General features: G+C 33.3%; 21 protein-coding genes. 8 read left to right on the top strand and 13 right to left on the bottom strand.

Features of this window, described 5'->3' with window-relative positions; genetic code table 11:
* Positions 1–113: 113 nt before the first annotated feature.
* The 5 genes from BUB80_RS07240 to ribA all read right to left on the bottom strand — a co-directional run bounded on the left by BUB80_RS07240 (position 114) and on the right by ribA (position 3,799).
* A complete protein-coding gene (locus tag BUB80_RS07240) occupies positions 114–368 on the bottom strand; it encodes a hypothetical protein (protein WP_139262583.1) in 255 nt (84 codons plus the stop codon).
* Between the two features lie 132 nt (positions 369–500).
* Entirely contained in the window at positions 501–608 is a 108-nt protein-coding gene (locus BUB80_RS24065) for a hypothetical protein (protein WP_394334054.1), read from the bottom strand.
* Positions 609–892: 284 nt separating this feature from the next.
* Positions 893–1,663, bottom strand: coding sequence for a hypothetical protein (locus tag BUB80_RS23815; protein ID WP_228433711.1), 771 nt, complete (start codon positions 1,661–1,663; stop codon positions 893–895).
* A 56-nt stretch (positions 1,664–1,719) separates the two neighbouring features.
* Complete coding sequence (locus BUB80_RS07230; protein WP_073292265.1) at positions 1,720–3,153, bottom strand: SDR family oxidoreductase; 1,434 nt, start codon at positions 3,151–3,153, stop codon at positions 1,720–1,722.
* A gap of 55 nt (positions 3,154–3,208) precedes the next feature.
* Entirely contained in the window at positions 3,209–3,799 is a 591-nt protein-coding gene (gene ribA, locus BUB80_RS07225) for a GTP cyclohydrolase II (protein ID WP_073292263.1), read from the bottom strand.
* A gap of 96 nt (positions 3,800–3,895) precedes the next feature.
* Here ribA and BUB80_RS07220 point away from each other — a divergent pair, with 96 nt between their 5' ends.
* The 7 genes from BUB80_RS07220 to BUB80_RS07190 are packed head-to-tail and all read left to right on the top strand — an operon-like array spanning position 3,896 to position 9,246.
* The gene (locus tag BUB80_RS07220; protein ID WP_073292261.1) at positions 3,896–4,555 is read left to right on the top strand and encodes a TetR family transcriptional regulator C-terminal domain-containing protein; all 660 of its coding nucleotides are present in this window, start codon (positions 3,896–3,898) and stop codon (positions 4,553–4,555) included.
* The gene (locus BUB80_RS07215; protein WP_073292259.1) at positions 4,556–5,878 is read left to right on the top strand and encodes an ABC1 kinase family protein; all 1,323 of its coding nucleotides are present in this window, start codon (positions 4,556–4,558) and stop codon (positions 5,876–5,878) included.
* Positions 5,879–6,034, top strand: coding sequence for a DUF2256 domain-containing protein (locus tag BUB80_RS07210; protein WP_073292258.1), 156 nt, complete (start codon positions 5,879–5,881; stop codon positions 6,032–6,034).
* Between the two features lie 15 nt (positions 6,035–6,049).
* The gene (locus tag BUB80_RS07205) at positions 6,050–7,525 is read left to right on the top strand and encodes a cryptochrome/photolyase family protein (RefSeq protein ID WP_073292256.1); all 1,476 of its coding nucleotides are present in this window, start codon (positions 6,050–6,052) and stop codon (positions 7,523–7,525) included.
* Positions 7,526–7,527: 2 nt separating this feature from the next.
* Positions 7,528–7,809 carry a TIGR03643 family protein gene (locus tag BUB80_RS07200; protein WP_054509433.1) on the top strand — a complete coding sequence of 94 codons (282 nt, stop codon included), beginning with the start codon at positions 7,528–7,530 and terminating at the stop codon, positions 7,807–7,809.
* A gap of 49 nt (positions 7,810–7,858) precedes the next feature.
* Positions 7,859–8,557, top strand: coding sequence for an SDR family NAD(P)-dependent oxidoreductase (locus BUB80_RS07195; protein ID WP_073292254.1), 699 nt, complete (start codon positions 7,859–7,861; stop codon positions 8,555–8,557).
* A 41-nt stretch (positions 8,558–8,598) separates the two neighbouring features.
* Positions 8,599–9,246 carry a MarR family winged helix-turn-helix transcriptional regulator gene (locus BUB80_RS07190; protein ID WP_073292252.1) on the top strand — a complete coding sequence of 216 codons (648 nt, stop codon included), beginning with the start codon at positions 8,599–8,601 and terminating at the stop codon, positions 9,244–9,246.
* A 409-nt stretch (positions 9,247–9,655) separates the two neighbouring features.
* Here the strand turns inward: BUB80_RS07190 and BUB80_RS07185 are convergent, their stop codons facing one another.
* Both BUB80_RS07185 and BUB80_RS07180 read right to left on the bottom strand, forming a co-directional pair.
* The gene (locus tag BUB80_RS07185; protein ID WP_073292250.1) at positions 9,656–10,012 is read right to left on the bottom strand and encodes a response regulator; all 357 of its coding nucleotides are present in this window, start codon (positions 10,010–10,012) and stop codon (positions 9,656–9,658) included.
* Between the two features lie 474 nt (positions 10,013–10,486).
* Positions 10,487–11,782, bottom strand: a complete 1,296-nt coding sequence (locus BUB80_RS07180) for a tail fiber domain-containing protein (RefSeq protein WP_083547098.1) — start codon at positions 11,780–11,782, stop codon at positions 10,487–10,489.
* Between the two features lie 521 nt (positions 11,783–12,303).
* Here BUB80_RS07180 and BUB80_RS07175 point away from each other — a divergent pair.
* Positions 12,304–12,939, top strand: coding sequence for a TetR/AcrR family transcriptional regulator (locus BUB80_RS07175; protein WP_073292246.1), 636 nt, complete (start codon positions 12,304–12,306; stop codon positions 12,937–12,939).
* Positions 12,940–13,248: 309 nt separating this feature from the next.
* Here BUB80_RS07175 and topB read toward each other — a convergent pair whose 3' ends face one another.
* The 6 genes from topB to BUB80_RS07145 all read right to left on the bottom strand — a co-directional run bounded on the left by topB (position 13,249) and on the right by BUB80_RS07145 (position 19,008).
* Entirely contained in the window at positions 13,249–15,315 is a 2,067-nt protein-coding gene (gene topB, locus BUB80_RS07170) for a type IA DNA topoisomerase (protein WP_073292244.1), read from the bottom strand.
* A complete protein-coding gene (locus BUB80_RS07165) occupies positions 15,312–16,745 on the bottom strand; it encodes a DUF3945 domain-containing protein (protein ID WP_073292243.1) in 1,434 nt (477 codons plus the stop codon). The genes topB and BUB80_RS07165 overlap by 4 nt, the downstream gene beginning before the upstream one ends.
* Positions 16,746–16,823: 78 nt before the next feature.
* Positions 16,824–17,135, bottom strand: a complete 312-nt coding sequence (locus BUB80_RS07160) for a helix-turn-helix domain-containing protein (RefSeq protein ID WP_073292241.1) — start codon at positions 17,133–17,135, stop codon at positions 16,824–16,826.
* Positions 17,132–17,713: a hypothetical protein gene (locus BUB80_RS07155; RefSeq protein ID WP_073292240.1), complete on the bottom strand. Its 582-nt coding sequence runs from the start codon at positions 17,711–17,713 to the stop codon at positions 17,132–17,134. Before BUB80_RS07155 ends, BUB80_RS07160 begins: the two co-directional genes overlap by 4 nt.
* Positions 17,694–17,993 (bottom strand): helix-turn-helix domain-containing protein, encoded by a 300-nt coding sequence (locus BUB80_RS07150; protein ID WP_073292238.1) that lies wholly within the window; start codon positions 17,991–17,993, stop codon positions 17,694–17,696. Before BUB80_RS07150 ends, BUB80_RS07155 begins: the two co-directional genes overlap by 20 nt.
* Positions 17,994–18,162: 169 nt before the next feature.
* Positions 18,163–19,008 carry an RteC domain-containing protein gene (locus tag BUB80_RS07145; RefSeq protein WP_073292237.1) on the bottom strand — a complete coding sequence of 282 codons (846 nt, stop codon included), beginning with the start codon at positions 19,006–19,008 and terminating at the stop codon, positions 18,163–18,165.
* Between the last annotated feature and the right edge of the window lie 8 nt (positions 19,009–19,016).

Here is a 19,016-nt window from a genome sequence, read left to right as displayed (position 1 = left end):
TATGCAGAAACTATGAACTTCTAATGGAATCCTCTGAAAACATGGTCAAATTATCTGCTATAAAATTATTACTCAATAAAATTTAAACAGGCTCTAAAAGAATTAGGAGTTATTTAATCCTCTTTTTCTAAAAAATCAATTATATTATTTTCAATTAATAAATTCTCATTTAACATTTTTTTCCAACAATGAGAATTTATTATTTTTTCTCCAATTTCTTGAAAGGAATAAATATTCTTAAATTTTTTATTTAGAATAAAATGAGTTTCTCCTTGAGAAAATTTATTTTTATTCAATTCACAGATTAGAAAATCCAAATCTTTAGTTTCTTTAAGAAGTGAATCGACTAAATCTTCTATACTCTTCATATCCATATGATATTTTTATTTAAGTTTATAAGCCTCTTTAAAAATGTTACCAAAAAAGAGTAGGGAATATTAATTGGATTAAAAACATCTATTTAGAGCTGCAAAACAAAAAATTAATGTATCCAACAGACTTTAACCCTTACTCTTTTTTATTCTTACTTTTTTAGCTAATCTACAACCAATTTGCTCTCGTTCATAAACTGTTAATTTATAACTATTTTGGAAATACGCATTATACAAACTATCATTAGCTTTTGTTCGTTTTAAAATCCCAATCAATTCTTCCAATTCGATCTGTCTTTAAGGAGCTAAATAATCATCACTATTTAATTCCCAAATTGCCACCATATTTTCATTAGTTATTTTTGCCATTCGAAAACTACACACAACATTCCGCCTCTTCATACAGTTGCGAACTTCCAAAGTTTATATTAGCCGATTAAAGATAAAACTTCTTGCGAAGCGTAAAGATGAATTCACTACAAAATTTGCAATTACCTGAAACAGCTATTATAGCCAGTTTTTTATTTTTCCTGCTGTTTATCATATATACTTGGGTTCAATACTTTTTCTAAATTACCCATTTTGAGCAAGTCTTCAATTGTTTGTTGAATACATTCTCTTGTTAGTTCTTTTACAAATAAGTCTGGTGGCTTTTGATAAAGTCCACTTAAATTTTGTCCTGTTTTCTCGTCTTCACTAATTGCAGTTTCTAAAAAACTGTATGTCCAAACGTTAAGACCATAGTGTCGCCCGTCTTCCAGGTCAACATGAATATTGCAGAACTCATTTTCTTTGTCCCAATTTGTTGAGTCAAATTCTTCAAATTCTAACCACAATGTAAATTTCGTCTTTTCTGTTTTTCTATCTTTTAACTTGTTATAGAGTTTTCTCAATTCTTTATTGTCTGACCAGCCTTCACTTTCAGTCATTGCAATAATAAGAAAGTCTTTTGCTTCGTAAATTGTGTTTGCCTGTCCTTTAACGACGGCATAATTCCAAGGACTTTGATTTTTAGACATTTTATATTCAAATTGGAATTTTTTGTCTCCGATACTATAAACCCTCACAAACCAACCATCTTCCCAACTGTCTGTTGCTTGAATTAAAAGCGAATAATGAGAAGTCAATCCATATAATGTCGTTTTAATAAAAGTTTCGTTTACCATTGAAATAAAATCGAACATTACCTTTCCAATTTCATTTTCAACCATAGTTGCATTGTCACTTGTCAATTCTTTGTAGAATTCCTCAAGTCTCTTATTCTTTTGGTCTGAACTTCTAATTATGGGCATATTATCGTTTTAAAATTGACTATAAAACTCAAATATAAGCTATTGTATTAATATTTTTAACGATCAATAGCCAATTTTCTTACCATCCCTTTGAAAATCAATCCATGAAACGGTAATACAGAATACCAATACAATCTTCCCCACAACCCTCTTGGTCGAAAGACAGCTTTCTGCCAAAGCTTTCCTTTGTATAATTTGAACATAAGCCAAGCTTCTCCGGGTAATTTCATTTCAGCAAAAAGGATTAATTTACCTTCTTCTCTATTGGCATAAATAACACGCCAGAAATCCAAAGCGTCGCCTTCGTGAAGTTGTAAAGGGTGTGTTCTTCCTCTTCTAAGACCAGGACCACCAACCAAAACATCCATATAGCCTCTTATCTTCCAAAGACCTTGTCCATACCAACCATTGTTTCCTCCCACTCCAAAAACACGGTCAAGACATTTTTCCTTGTCATCATATTTTGCGCTCCTAACATCCTTAAAACATCCAAAATGAGGCACTTCGATATATTCTTTGAGTGAGGAGTCATTTCTGCTGCTGATAAAGCTGTCTTTCCAACTAGAAAGTATTTCGTTGGCCTGAATTTTAGCCATCGTTCTCTCCAAAGCCTCCCTATATGAAAAAGGGGTAACTCCGGTTATTTTTTTAATCTGAGATAAACTTTCGTCCTTGCAAACAACTTCAATTTTCATACTTCCTACCAATGAACTTGCCAGATTATAAGATGTTGAAGTGATAAAATACAGCCAGTAAGATGATAATTTTGGTGTCATTACCGGTAAAATAAAAATGCTTCGTTTTAAACCGCGCACATTGGCGTAACCCATCAATATTTCTTTGTAAGTAAGAACATTATCACAGCCAATATCAAAACTTTTATGGTACGTTTCCTTCTTGAACAGAGTGAAAATGAGAAAATCCAAAACATTCGCAATACCTATCGGTTGGCATTTCGTATTAAGCCATCTAGGAGTAATCATCACAGGCAACTTTTCAACAAGATCACGGATTATCTCAAAGGAGGCACTCCCAGAACCGATGATAATTCCAGCCCGCAAAACAGTAACAGCAATTTCACATTCAATCAATAACTTTTCCACGTTAAATCTTGAATTAAGATGTTTTGATAATTCTTTTTGGTTCACCAATCCTGATAAATATATAATATGCTCACACTGGGTTTTCTCAATAGCAGAAACAAAATTCTGAGCGCAAGTCTTTTCAGATTCTTCATAATCATCACTTGTACTCATAGAATGCATCAAGTAATAGGCGCCGGAAATATCATACGGAATATTCTTCAATGTTTCTTCTTTCAGAAAATCAACCTCAATTACTTCTATCAAATCATCTTTGATTCCATCTGGCTTTGAAAAACGACTGACATCACGACTGCAGCAAACCACTTTATAGCCATTCTCTGCAATTACACTGATCATTCTTTTGCCGATGTAACCAGTTGCTCCTGTGAGTAATATTTTTTTCATATAAAATATTATTTTTAATAATTTACATAAACATTTTATGATACCAATAGAAAAATTAAAGCTTATCCAAAAGATGACCGAAATAATCTTTCTTTGTAGTAAGATAAGATTCATTGATTGGATTAGATTCAATTTCCAAAGGAATTCTTTCATTAAGTAAAATCCCGCTATTATTAAATACCTTTAATTTTTCAGGATTATTGGTGAGTAAATTAACTTTAAAGACATTGAGAATTTTCAGTATCTGAATTCCTACATCAAAATTTCTACCATCTGCCGGCAGACCCAGTCTCAAATTGGCCTCTACCGTATCAAGACCTTGCTCCTGAAGAGCATATGCTTTTAGTTTGTTAATAATCCCAATATTTCTTCCTTCCTGTCTTAAATAAATTAAAATACCTCCGTTTTCTGATAAAAATTTCATTGTAGCATCCAGTTGTTGTCCACATTCACACTTCCTGGAATGAAAAACTTCTCCAGTTATACACTCCGAATGGAAGCGTACATTAACAATAGTATTAAAATCTGTTTTTTCAGCGACCCATACCAAATGAGGACTCCAGTCATTTTCATTTTCAGAAAATGCATAAACGGTAAACATTCCAAAATCTGTGGGTATATTAGATTGAGCCTGTATTTTCAACATTAGTTATATTTTGAATCATTTATATAGTACAAATTTATACATTATTAATTTAAATAGTAAAATAAATTACTAAATTTGTTTTAAATAAAATTTAAAATGGAAAAGGAAAATCAGATTACTGAAGACAAACTATTTGAATTGTATGGTGATTATATATTGAATCATGCAGAACGGCCTAAAAATATTTATCGTTTTGCTAAGGACAATGATTTCGAAGAAAAAGATTTTTATGATTACTTTTCAAGTTTTGAGCAGATAGAAAAACAGATGCTCGCTAGTCTTTTTACCAAATCGATAGAATTGGCTGCACAAGTGAATGATTCAGAGGCAGTCACTTCAAAAGAAAAACTATTGAATGTTTATTTTATCTTCTTTGAAAATTTAACAATGAACAGATCATTGGTTCTTATGATATTGGGAAATGATAAATTGCATGCTGCAAAAATTTCGAATCACCTCAAAGAAACACACCGTAATTATATTAAAACATTAGACTTTAATGACTGGGAAATATTGAAGAAAGCCAAAAATGATATAAAAAACCTACACGAAAAAGCTAGAGAAGAAGCATTATGGTTGCACCTGGTTTCAGTCATTGAGTTTTGGAAAAAAGACACTTCGCCTTCCTTTGAAAAAACAGATCTATTCATTGAGAAAACAATTGATACCGGGTTTGAGTTAATGGATAATGAACCTTTGCGAAAGGTACTTGATCTTGGAAAATTTTTATTCAAAGAAACATTCAAAAAAAGTTAAATGAAAACACTCAATAAAATACCAACAGGAAAGTTAGAAAGAACAAGCAGTTTGTTGAAAGCCGGAGCAAAAGTTGGGGTCAATTACATCAAGTACTACGGTAATAAAATAACAAAAGATAAAAACGAAGAGGAAGCCCTTAAAACCCTCAATGAAGAAAATGCAACAGACATCTACGATTCTCTTAAAGAGCTAAAAGGTTCTGCCTTAAAAGTAGCACAGATGTTGAGTATGGAGAAAAACATTTTGCCTCAAGCTTATGTAGACAAATTTTCATTGTCTCAATTTTCAGTACCTCCCCTTTCCGGAGGTTTGGTAAAGAAAACTTTTAGAAAATATTTTGGAAAAAACCCAGAAGACATATTTGATGAATTTACTACAGAATCTGTGAATGCAGCAAGTATTGGGCAAGTGCACAAAGCTAAAAAAAGAGATAAAAATTTTGCTGTAAAAATTCAATATCCCGGAGTAAGAGAAAGTATTTCCAGTGATTTGAAAATGGTAAAACCCATCGCCATGAAAATGTTCAACATCAAAAAAGAAGGTTCAGAATCTTATTTTCAAGAAGTTGAAAGCAAACTGTTTGAGGAAACAGATTATAATCTGGAACTGAAAAGAAGTCAGTACATTGTTGAAAAATGCAGTCATCTGCCAAACACTCAATTTCCTCAATACTATCCTGAGTTTTCTTGTGAAAAGATAATCACAATGGACTGGCTGAGCGGAAAACACTTTTCAGAGTTTACAAAACTAGAAAACTCTCAAGAAGATCTAAATAAAATAGGACAAACACTTTGGGATTTTTATATGTACCAAATGCACATTTTAAAACAGGTTCATGCAGATCCTCATCCTGGAAATTTTCTGATCTCTGATGACATAAAATTACTCGTTATCGATTTTGGATGTATAAAGGAAATTCCGAACGATTTCTACAAACCTTATTTTGAATTAGCTAAAACGGAGAATTTGAATAATGCTGAATTTTACAGAGAAAAATTATATCAGCTTGAAATCTTACGTAATGATGATTCTCAGCGGGAACAGGAATTTTTCACCAAACTTTTCTACGAATTGCTTGAATTATTTACAAGACCTTTTAACAGTGAAAAATTTGACTTTTCTGATGAAAAATTCTTTCAGGAAATTGCAGATATTGGGCAACGTTATGCAAAACTCAGCGATATAAAAGAAATGAATACCAATAGAGGTTCTAAACATTTTATTTATCTGAACAGAACTTTTTTTGGCTTATATAATATGATGCACGATTTGAGAGCAAAAGATATTGTGATTAATAATTATAAAAAATTCATCCTCTAAATGCCTGCCAATTTACCTTCAAAAATTTGTGAAGTCTGCGGATTATCTTTTAACTGGCGAAAAAAGTGGAAAAAAAATTGGGATGATGTAAAATACTGCAGTGAAAAATGCCGAAAAAATAAAAAATCAATATCATCAGATGCACAAAAGATTTAATTAAAATCCTGAATTATGCCTACAATAAAATCATATATTGCACAATTGATATTTCCCCATCAGCTTTTTAAAGACACTGATTATTTGGATAAAGATCAGCCTGTTTTTTTGGTGGAGGAATTTCTATTTTTCAAACAATATGCTTTTCATAAACAAAAAATTGCTCTTCATAGAGCCAGCATGAAATTTTATGAAGATTATTTGATTAAATCCGGATTCAGAGTTCATTACATAGAAAGTACATCAGAATTATCTGATATTCAGAATCTGATCATCAATTTAGAAAAAGAGAAATACCAAAAAATCATCATCACTGATGTTTGCGACAACTGGCTGGAGAAAAGAATCAGACAAACAAAATTGGAATTGGATATTCTTGACACCCCATTATTCATTAATACAAGAGATGATCTAAAAGATTATTTCGAAGGTAAAGAATTTTATCATCAGACCGATTTTTACAAACAGCAAAGAATATCCCGGAATATTTTGATGAGTGCAGGGAAACCTTTGGGCGGAAAATGGACTTTCGATGCAGAGAACAGAAAGAAATATCCTAAACATAAAAAAGCCCCAGCCCTACATTTCCCGGAAAACAGCAAATATTATGAAGAAGCAAAAAAATATACGGAAAAACATTACAGTGAAAACTACGGTAATCTGACTTCTTATCAACTTTATCCTGTTACTTTTGATGAAGCTGAAAACTGGTTAAATCAATTTCTGGAACAGCGTTTTTCAGAATTCGGGATTTATGAAGACAGTATTGTGGAGCATGAGCATTTTCTTCATCACAGTGTACTTTCTCCTTTGCTTAACATCGGCCTCTTGACTGCTGTACATGTATTAGAAAAATCTATAAATTATGCGAAAGAATATAGTATTCCGATCAATTCTCTTGAGGGCTTTGTGAGACAGATTTTAGGCTGGAGAGAATTTGTGCGGGGTGTTTATCTCTATCAGGGAAGTTTCCAGAGAAATAAAAATTACTGGAAGCATACCCGCCCTCTTCCTACATCGTTTTACACCGCCGAAACAAATATTAAACCTATTGACAGTAGTATTTTGAAGGTCTTGCAAACGGGATATGCTCACCATATCGAAAGGCTAATGATTTTCGCCAATTTTATGAATCTCTGCAAATTCAATCCTCATGAGGTTTATCAATGGTTTATGGAATTATTTATTGATTCATACGATTGGGTGATGGTTCCGAATGTGTATGGGATGAGTAGTTTCTCTGATGGTGGGAAAATGAGTACTAAACCTTATATCAGCGGAAGTAATTATATCAAAAAAATGAGTGATTATTCTGATGGAAAATGGACAGAACAATGGGATGCCCTTTTTTGGAGTTTCATCAATGATAACCGTACATTTTTCAAAACCAATCCAAGGCTTGGAATGATGTTGAGAACACTCGACAAGATGCCTGAAGAAAAGAAGTCAGCTCATTTTAAAGAAGCAATACAACTTATGGAAAATTTATAAGAATGCTGAAGCAATTTACTACAGAACAAACAGACCGTATCATTGAAATGGCATGGGAAGACCGAACCCCTTTTGAAGCCATAGAATTTCAATTTGGCATCAGCGAATCGGAAGTCATTGAAGTGATGCGTTCAGAGCTTAAATCTTCAAGTTTTAAGCTTTGGAGAAAAAGAGTCAACTCAGGAATCAGTCATAAACATGCAAAGAAAAGAAGCCTGGAAATGGACCGATTTAAATGCAGCAGACAACGAACAATAAGCCATAATAAAATTTCAAAACGATAAAATTTGATCTAGAATACATTAAACTAATTGTAAAATTAAATATAACCAAATGAAAAATATAGTGATCATTGGCTGCGGTCAGGGAATTGGATTTGCCACTGCAAAGTTATTATCAGAAAGCAATCACATTATTGGCATTTCAAGAAGTTCTAATCCTGAAGTTCAAAATCTTAGTATTGAATTTCATCAAATGAATATTGTTAATGGAAATCTTGACGATATTAATTTCCCGGATATTGTTGACGGCTTAGTGTATGCACCAGGAAGTATCAATCTGAAACCTTTTAACCGACTTACCTCTGATGACTTTAAAAATGATTTTGAAATTAATGTTCTTGGCGCCGTTACATGTATCCAAAAATTGCTTCCGAATTTGAAAAAATCCGAAGATGCCTCTATTGTATTATTCAGTTCTGTAGCTGCTAAATTAGGAATGCCTTTTCACTCTTCTATTGCATCAAGTAAAAGCGCTGTAGAAGGTTTAACAAAAAGTCTTGCCGCGGAATTTTCTAATCAAAAGATAAGAGTTAATGCAATTGCTCCTTCATTAACAGATACCTCTCTTGCCTCACAACTGCTTTCCACTCCTGAAAAACGGGAAGCTTCTGCCAAAAGACATCCATTACAGAGAATCGGAAATGCAGAAGAAATAGCAAAAATGGCTGAATTTTTATTATCCTCCAAAGCATCTTGGATCACAGGACAAATCATAGGAATTGACGGCGGCATGGGAAATATTAAACTTTGATGAACTGAAAAAAACAAATATCTTTACCTTAAATTTAAACTATGCAAACTGATTTTTTTATCAATCTTCTGCTCGAAGTAAAAGATTTTGAAAATTCTGACTCCTACAAACCCAATTGTAATGTGGAAGATTTCCGTGTTTGGATGAATGATAAAAAATATGCAGAAGAGAGCCCGACCAAGCTTTTTAAAAATGAAAATCATCAAGTATCATTTACCGAAAACGAAATCTGCAAACAAATATTGTTATTAGGAAGATACTCTAAGCTTCTGATAAGAAAAGGCTTAAGTGATTTCCCAGATTTAGCCAATGAAGAATTCACTTATTTATACCGACTTAAAGATGAGCCTGATCTTACAAAAATTCAACTGATAGAAAGAAATGGTCACGAAAAACAAACAGGAACCCAGATTATTAAAAGGTTACTAGAAGCCGGGCTTTTAGAAGAAAAAAACGACGTAGAAGATAAAAGAAGTAAACGACTTAATCTTACAGAAAAAGGGGAGAAAACATTTCATGAATCAGTAGCCAATGTCAACAAGACTTCTAAGATCTTATCCGGAAAATTAACCGAAAAAGAAAAGAATGAACTTCTGAGAATACTAAAAAAACTCAATGAATTTCACACTCACCTATACTCCGAATATAAAAATTCTGATATTCCTAAAATTTTGGAATTTATTAATTAATGACAAAGCGCTCCTATTTACATCTATAAGTTAAAATCATTATTTTAATATGTGAAAGGATTAAAGAAAAATTTATGATTCTGCTCTTAAGTTGAAGAATGAAGAGCAGGAAATATAATATATAAGAAAAAAACAACAATCACTTTCTCCAAGAATATCCAATGAAATATCGATTACTAAAAAAATTATGAATTTATTTTCAATTGAAATAATAATTTGATGACCCAAATACATTAAAATGGTTAGTACCAAAATTAATCACCTAAAAATGAACTGATGATGAATTAGGATTAAAATAGACTTTATTCATTACAAGGCTGTTTAAATATAACGAAATAACTTATTAACCTCATTCAGTGTCAATTTACTTTTGAGTGAAAAGAATCATATTATAAACATGACCTAAGAATTACGAATTTTTTTTCACCACCTCTATCATATCATCAATATCAAATGGTTTTCTAATATAGTCATCTGCTTTGCAATCCCTTGCTTCCTTAGGTAAGTTATGAGAAGTGGAAGTCAGAACAGCCGATAGATCTTCTGTTTCTGGCTCAGATTTCAGATCTTCAATAACCTCTGAGCCTTTCTTGTTTCCTTTGATATGATCATCTACAATCACTATATCAGGCTCAATCTCGTCAATTTTTTCGATAGACTCTGTTGTTAATGATGGAATTACATCAAAACCTTCCTCCGTCAAAACCTGATCCATTATATCCAGGATATCTTCATTATCCTGAACAAGAACAACTTTTTTCTTCATAAATCATTAATATTTCATGTAAATATATGAAAAAGAAGAACTTAAAATTCAATAATAAAATATAATGACTGATAAAGGAATATTTAAAATACAAATAACATTCTATGTAAAAGAAATATTGAAACTTATTTTTTTACATAGAATGAGCTAAAGGGCATTATCCTAATGAAACTATCTTTAATCTAAGCAAAACGAAAAATAAAGTACCAATGTTTTAAGAAAAATATTCTAGCATTAATTTTAAAAATCAATATTAGAGTAATAGGTAAATTATTTATTAACCTAATTTCTGCCCTGCCCACATTACTCCATCAAAAGTCCAGGTAACTCCTATTACCCAATTCTGATATGAGATACCTAAAATTTCTTACGGAATATATTCCTTAACGTAAAATCAGTTATGTTCAGGTATAATTAGAAATTTAAAAGGCTGTTTAAAAATTATAAACAGCCCATATCATCATTAAGACACTATTAATTTGTAACAACCATTCGTTTTGAGTCAATCAGCTTACCATCTACCCATATAGAATACATATATAGACCTGCTACCAACTGATCGGAAGTTATTATGACAGAAGAAGCACCAGCCTGTTTAATCGGTACAGTTTTAATCTGTTTACCTGACAAATCGTAGATAACAATATGAGCGCTTCTAAACTGTCCAACTATATTATATTTAATTTCCGTTTCCCGAGAAAAAGGATTGGGTACATTTTGTTCCATCGATGAAACTAGCACAGATTGATTATTTGTAAATTTTGATTCCAGCTTTTTTTGAAGATCATTGACCTGCTGTTGCAAATTTTCAATCATTTTTTGCTGCTCTTGCATCCCTTTTACCAAGGGTACAACAAACTCACTGTATGCTAGACTATAATTATCATTTTCATTTTCAGGGGTATGAATCCCATTAAAATTATAATTAGCTTTTTTAGCCGCTTCTACCACTTCCTGTGCTATAAAGCCACTATGGCGAATATTATTAGCATTGGTAAAATTCTGATTCATAGATACTGCACGTGCTTCTTCAGAAAGATTTTTGGACCAAAATTCTGTTATTTTATTGGTATCTAAATTATACACCACGGGTCTTAACTGACTGATAAATGACAATCCTTTTACATCTTCTTCTTTTACATTATTCTTAAAACGACCATCAGAAAATGTATAGGCAACAGGTCCTTCCACTACAGTTACTGTAGCATTCCCAATTCTTACTTTATTACTCGTATTTACTATGGCTCCGGCACCGATAGCTGTGGCATTGGTCAAAGCATTGGATGCTACATCTGCTCCACTGCCTAGTCCCGTATTAAAAGTACCTGTAGCATTGGTATAAAGTGCTGCGAAACCATTTGCAGAATTATCAGTACCCGTGGTATTTAGGTACAATGATCTAAATCCAATTGCTGTATTGTTTACAGACATAGTCCCTAATAATGCCTGATAACCAAAGGCAGCATTATAATTTCCAGAGACATTACGATTCAGTGAATAGGCACCTGCTGCTGTATTATAACTTCCTGAAGTATTGGCATTCATTGAAAGATAACCATTCGCTACGTTAGCCAGTCCTGAAACACTTGGTAATGCACCTACCCCAAAAGCAGCATTAAGTGATCCTCCGATTGGGATACTATTTACGGAATAAGAAGCATTCTGAGCATGTAACGAATTCGAAAATGTAAGTGATAACACAATGCCTGCAACAAGTTGCAATTTTTTGGTCTTCCTCAAGATTTTTGGGAGTTTGTTTGATGTTTTCATAAAAATTTGGTATTAGTGATTTTGCGTACTCTTTAGGATTTTCTGCATACTCCTTATCTATCAAAGTTAACTAATTAAATTATAAATCACCAAATATTGAAAAAAAAATAAAAACACACAAATAACTCATAATCAGCCATAAAAAAATTCATTATAATTAAAAAGTCTTCGAAATTTAGTATCCAAAAGCATCTTGGTCTCGAATAAATAAATCTAAAAAAAGTACTATTACACTCAAAAAAAGGATGGATGATTTGCGACCAGGTACAATAGTATACCTATTGTTATAATTCCTATAAAGATTAGTGCTTATTCTTTAATAAAAGTAATTGAATAATATTCAATTACTTTTATTAAACCAATCATGCTTACTACCCTTCTGTTGCCGGAAAAGCTGTACATAATAAAATAAGCCTAATGACTATACATGAGAAAAAACATCATGATAAAAAGCTGAATACGTTTGAAGATATTAACAAAAAATTGCATATTGCAAAAAAAATTAAAATAATACCAATAGTATGCCCAGAAAAGTAGTGCAAGGTCCTATCAGAGATAAAGAAAAAACTAAACAAAAATTACTTGCCGCAGTTGGTAAAATTTTAAAAGTAAGAGGTTACTCAGGTTTAAAAGTAAGTAAGATTGCAGATGTTGCAGGTTTTGATAAAAAACTTATTTATGAATATTTTGGAAGTACTGATAAATTAATTGACGAATATATCAAGTCTCAGGATTATTGGACGAAGTTTAATCAGACGGAGGAAGTAGATCTTTCTGACGGCGGTAAAGAGCTTTCTAAAATTGCAGTACTTAACCAGTTCGAAAATCTGAAGAAGAACAAGGAACTTCAAAAGATTATTCTTTGGGAACTTTCAGAAAGCAAACCTATTCTTAGAAAATTAGTAGAACAGCGAGAAGAAGTAGGAGATGTATTATTTCAACATATTACCGATCCTCATTTTGGTGAGAATGCTACTAGATACCGAGCAATTATGGCTTTAATTATTTCTGGAGCTTACTACTTAAATCTTTATACAGGATACAATGCCAACAAGTTTTGCGGTATTGATATGAAAACAGATAAAGGCAGAGCAGAGATCGAAAAAGCAGTTGTTGAATTGATCAACTTTGCATACGTAGAAAAAAATAATGTATAAAAGTTTTACATTTAAAAAATACAATTCAAAACGATAAAAACAGGTATAAAGTATTATAAAATCAAAATCCCCGACAACAGCCGAGGATAAAAACTATTAAGCGAAAACTAATTATTACGATGAGAATCGATATAAATATAATAAAAAGAATTATATGACGAAAAATATCTAAATAGATTAAATAGATTAAAAATATTAACATAGAAATACAAAATAAAAATTGATTATTCAATGTATTGTACGCAGCTCAATTATAACAAACGATTAGTTTAAACAAATGATTGCTCATAAAATTACTTTTATTTTTTTTTATTTTTCAAACATAAAAGAAGTTTCCCCTTGATCATTCATTACTATAAATGCATCGAACTTCTTCCCCGCTTTACTTTTCATTCCTTTGATCAAAGAAGTCTTTTTATGATCAATGAGATCCTTAATATCTTTTACCTTCAACTGCTTACCACAAATCATTCTAAACTGCAACCAACCACAACTTTCATCGGAGCACTTAACCACTTTTTCTCTTAGTAAAAGGGGATGCTTTTTACATCGTGGACAAAGAAGTTCAGGAATCTGTTCATGGGCAATAGAACAAGCTAAAAGTTCTCTTATTATAACCGATACATACTCTTCTATACCCTTCTGAAAAGTAGCAACATCCGATTCTCCATTTTCAATATGTTGTAAGGCAAGTTCCCATTGAGCCGTCATCGAAGCATCTGCAATTTTCTTGTCTTTAATCAAATCATAAACCTTGAGACCCTTTTCAGTAGGAACCAACGCTTTATTTTTACGGATCATATAATCCCGTTTAAATAAGGTTTCAATAATAGCTGCCCTGGTTGCTGGAGTACCGATACCAGCAGCCTGAAGGACTTTCCGCTCCTCCTCTATTTGTATTCCTTTTCCACAATTTTCCATTGCCGATAACAACCCTGCTTCTGTAAATAAAACAGGAGGTCGGGTCTTTTTTTCCAATACTCCTGCAACTTTTATTTTAAGTTCGTCTCCAGTAATAAGACTAGGAAGTTCCTGTATTGGATCCTCATTCTCCTCACCAAAACCTCCCTGAATATTACGCCACCCTGCTTCCCTTATTCTGACCCCTTTACAAGAAAACTCATAATGATTGACTTCTGTCAAAATATGAGTAATCTCTTTCTGACATGGAGGCGATACTGCTTCTAACAGACGCAGAGCAATCACATCATATACAGTTGATTCTTTCACCGAAAGTGCAGAAGGCATTTTATCGGTGATCAATAACCCGTGATGATCCGTTACTTTAAGAGGATTCACAATACGCTTTGCCAATTGCCCTAACATAATCTTTGCAACAGCTTGTGCTAAAGATTCTTTCTCACGCATGCATCTGATCAAATGAGGAATTTCAGGCCATACATCTTCAGGAATACAACAGCTTCCTGTACGCGGATAGGTAATAAACCTTTTTTCATAAAGGCTTTGTGCAATATTCAATGTTTCTTCTGCCGAAAAATTAAACTTTTTATTGCATTCCTTTTGCAGGCCCGTCAGGTCAAATAACAAGGGGGACTGTTCTGATATACTTTTGGTTTTGGCGGTGATAACAGTGGCTACCCCTTTTCTTTGAATAGATTTCAGTACATCATCAGCCGACTTTTTATCCTTCCATTGCTCCTTTGAAAGACAGGTAAAATCAATATACTCTTTTCTATGCTCTATTCGAATTTGCCAGTATGGTTGAATGGCAAAATTCCTATTCTCAAGATATCTTTTACAGATCAAAGCCAATGTTGGAGTCTGCACTCTCCCCAAAGAATAAATACCGGAACCGGCAGCGATACTTAATGCTTGAGAAGCATTGATTCCCACCAGCCAGTCCGCACGGCTTCGTCCTAAACCTGCCTGATAAAGAGAGTCAAAATCATGTCCAGGTCTTACGTTCTCAAATCCTTTACGAATCGCTTTTTCTGTCAAAGAACTGATCCATAATCTTTCAAAAGGTTTATTCCCATTCAGATAGTCATAGATATACCTAAAGATCAGTTCTCCTTCTCTCCCTGCATCAGTTGCCACAATGATACTTTCACACTGTTTCATTAACCCATCAATAATTTTCAACTGTTTTGCTGCTCCCTGATCCACAACATACAATTGAGCTTTCCTGATTTTTTTTACTATTAATATAAAAGGGTCAGGCAGGATGGGAAGTCTTTCTCTGGTAAACCCACTCACCCCGTACTCTTCAGGCATAGCCAAGCTGATCAAATGACCGAACGCCCACGTCACACTATACCCATTCCCGTAAAAATATCCCTCTTTCTTTTCATGTGCTCCTAATAATGCAGCGATTTCTCTACCGACACTAGGTTTTTCCGCAATAACTAATTTCATCGTATTTTCTTTTGGGTTGATCTGGCTTTCACCGGTTTTTGAGTTTCAGCCTTTTGTGGAGCATCAGAATCTTTCTGTCCAGACTTCAAAGACTGTTTCGTATTTTTTGTTGCTTCATTTGCTTTACCTTCCGAATTTACTACAACCTGCGTTTTATGCTCTTCAGAAGGCTTAGCATTTTCCTTTAATACTGCAGGGTTGCTAAAAGAAAACTCAGTTTTCCCGGTATCTTTGTTAAAAGTTATATATCCTTTATACTCCTGATCTTTTTTATCAATAAGCCCATCAACATACACAGTCTCTCCTGCTTTAAACTTATCATACTGCTTATCATCAAGCTCTTTTCCTCTAAATACCTTAGGAGCTTTATCATTTTGAGTCTGTTGCACTTTATGCTGAAGGTTATTATCAAATAAAAATTCCACATACCTTTTATCCGCACTAAACTGTACCTCCGCATTAAAAGGTTTCCCTTTCGTAGAGATCATTCCTTCAAGATACAGCGACTTCCCTTCCATAAGATTCTGCTGCTGCTCATCCGTCAGTTTAATCCCTTTGATCTCCTGAGGAATTTTAATTTTCTCTGCTCTAAGAGCAATCAGCTCATTGGTTAATCGGTCAATACTGATAATAGAAGGAATTTTCTCGCCACTTTTAAGATTTTCAAGCTCTACAATCCGGCCCATATTTCCTGTTTTCAGCAGATTATCTTTATCTTCCTGCGTAAATTCATGACCAAAAAAGGGATACTGGAGGCTAGGCTCCTTGCGAATACCATGAATGGCAACCACTACTTGTCCTTCATTATTGTGCTGAAGAGAAAGTCGGGCATCCATTCGTGTAATAGCACTGCCCAGATTAAGGCTTATTGAAACAAGATCATTGGTTTTGTAGCCCTTGAGTAAAGGTTCCAATATTTTCAGCTTCTCAAGTTTTTCCTGATTCAATCCAAGATTATTCATGGTTTTCCAATCAATATCTTCTGCTTTGTAACGATATTCATTGGCCTCTGGTGTGTTGGGTGAATTTTCCATTTTATTTTGTTTTTGTTGTTTGTTAATTTCTTGTTTTGTGTTAATCTCATACTTCGCAAAGACTTCCTTACTTTCTTCAGAGGAATCTAAAGCTGCTTTCTGTAGTTCATCAGCCACCTCAATGGCGATAGGAGCAGGAACTTTAAAGAATGAAAATTGGGTGGGATTTTTAAGCTGGCTTAGAAAATTAGAAAAGAAATTGGAGAAAAAATCTCCGGTTTTATCAATTTTCATAAACTGATTCTGATGGTTTTTATCTGGCGAGACAGTTTCCAGTTCTCCATTTTGCCCTATCCCTTTAACTGCTTCAATTTTCATTTTCTCCTTATTGAAAACCAATACAATATCAGAAAGCTGGTCAGCGATTTCAGGTGCAGATGATTCTAATTCATTCATAACAGATGATTTTATAATTTGGTCCTAAGCTAATACCCAGAGAACCTTACCACATAGACTCGTCTTTGCCTGGAACAATTAGTCTGTCTTTGTCCCGGCTCTTTGCACTGATCTGGAAAACCCCTGTCTGATAAACTGATGAACATCAGATAATTTGTAATATAATTTACCACTGATCGTATAATATGGAAGTTTACCTGAAGAGCGATAACGCTGAAGAGAACGGCTGCTAATTTTCAACAGTTGCAATACATCCTGATTATCCAAAAGTTCTTCACCATCAATCGTATGATGCGGATCTTTAAAACCCTTGATATCCTCTCCAAGAATATCAAAACGTTTCATAATACGTTCCATCCATCCTAAAAACTCCACTCTGTCTATGTTCATGAGAAGTCATTTTTAGGAGTAGTGTGTACAAGGACAACCTGTTGATCCTCATCTTTTAATTTCATAATCCAACATCTGGCAGCAGCCCGCCAGCTTTTCATTTTCCCTGCATGATGATCCAATTTCCAGTCCTGAGATTGATAGTGAGCATAAAATACTTCAGCCTCCTCCACCTTCAAATCCCTTTCTAAAAAAAAGAGCGTAACCTCTGAAACTTGAGGAATCAAAAAGATATTCTCGTGATAAACTTTAGTTTCAACACCCTCTTTCCGAATACCGAAATGATTAGGATCTACCATAGTAACCAAGCTACCTTTACAGGAATTATAGCTTGGTTCGTACATGATATACCCGTATTGATTCAACTCTTTGATGCATTTATGATACGTTGCAATAGAGCTGATTTTACTCTCCTTCATTATTTTTTTTCTTGAAATAGAAATAGGATTCTCAAATCTATTCCAGGTCCAGAATTGAAACAGAGAAACATACATGCTGATATGCGCAGGATGTAGCCGATCATCTTCAATAATTCTTTCAAAAAAAAGAATGATATTTTTATCTTTCGTCTTTTCCATGAGTATTGATTATCGGTGAACGTTTGAAATCCATCATTAATTTCTGGATGTCTTTATAATTATAATACAGCATCCCTCCTACTTTACTGTAGGATAAAGTTCCGTTGATCCTCATATTCTGTAAAGTTCCGGAAGAGACATGAAGCAGTTCTTTGACCTCTGAGGTCCGAAGCCATAATTTTTGTTCTGATGTGTTACCCTGAAGTAACTTTTCAATGCTTTCCAGCAATTCAGTTTTAAACTCCTGAAGGTCTTCTTTTGTGATAATAGATATTGCCATAATTTCAAAATTGTTTGATATGACAAATTTTGATTATCCCACAGAATTTCTTTTGGTAGCTTTTCGGTACTACCGTACGATTGTCTGATACAGCCTATGGATAAAGACGTCTATAATAAATACTTATTCGTTCGTATTGCTTTTTAGGAAGAAAACATAACATGTCATTCTATTCATCACTGCTCAGAAACAGCTGATTGAGATGATCATTAAGCATCGTTAGAAATTTAGTCCGGTTATTTTTTCGGCTCTTAATTTCCCCTATTGTTTTATAAGGATTGCCTAAATTCACTTTAAACAATTTTTCAGTCGCTTTTATAACCTCACTAAATTCAATATTTCCTCCATTAAAACAATTGGTCTGGTGAAGAGCATACAAGAGTTCCACTAATGAAACTTTAGACGCCGACCATGACAAAGGAAATTGAGCAATTGTATTGAGCGGAAGCTGTCCAATAGCATTGATCTTGTCCAATAGATATACTTCAAGCATTTCGTTAGCCATAATCTGGGAGATCATCCCATCATGAGAAGTGGTAAAATATTCATCAAAATTATAAAGATTGGAAGATAATTCCATAGTCAGGTCATAGGATCCGCGGACAAAATATTTGTGATCCAGATAGGTGGCATTGCGATGGTAATAAATATAAAAATCCTTATGTTCTGAGTGATACCGTTTCAGTTTTAAAAGTTCGTTTTCATAATACTTTCGAAGTTCTTTCTTTCCTGCAGAGGGTTGTGAGGTCTCAATACTGAGTATTTTTGAATAATAGATAAATTTTGAAAGAAATAAAGGCTTTATACTTTTGAAAAAATAAACTTCTTCTGCTATACTTTCAAAGATAAGATCTGTAACAACAGATTTTATTTCCCGAATTGTTTCATCAATTTTGATCAGTGCTTTTTCAGAAACATGAATCATATGTTCTGTTTCTTCTGAAATAAGAGCCAATTCTTTATTTAACTCTTCCCAAAGCTTTTCAATTTTTCTAAAAAATGTTTTTGTAACCATACCTTTTT

It is taken from the genome of Chryseobacterium polytrichastri (assembly GCF_900142445.1).
GTDB classification, from domain to species: domain Bacteria; phylum Bacteroidota; class Bacteroidia; order Flavobacteriales; family Weeksellaceae; genus Chryseobacterium; species Chryseobacterium polytrichastri.
Note: the sequence above shows the minus strand (reverse complement) of the source record. Positions and strands in the feature narration are given on the sequence as shown.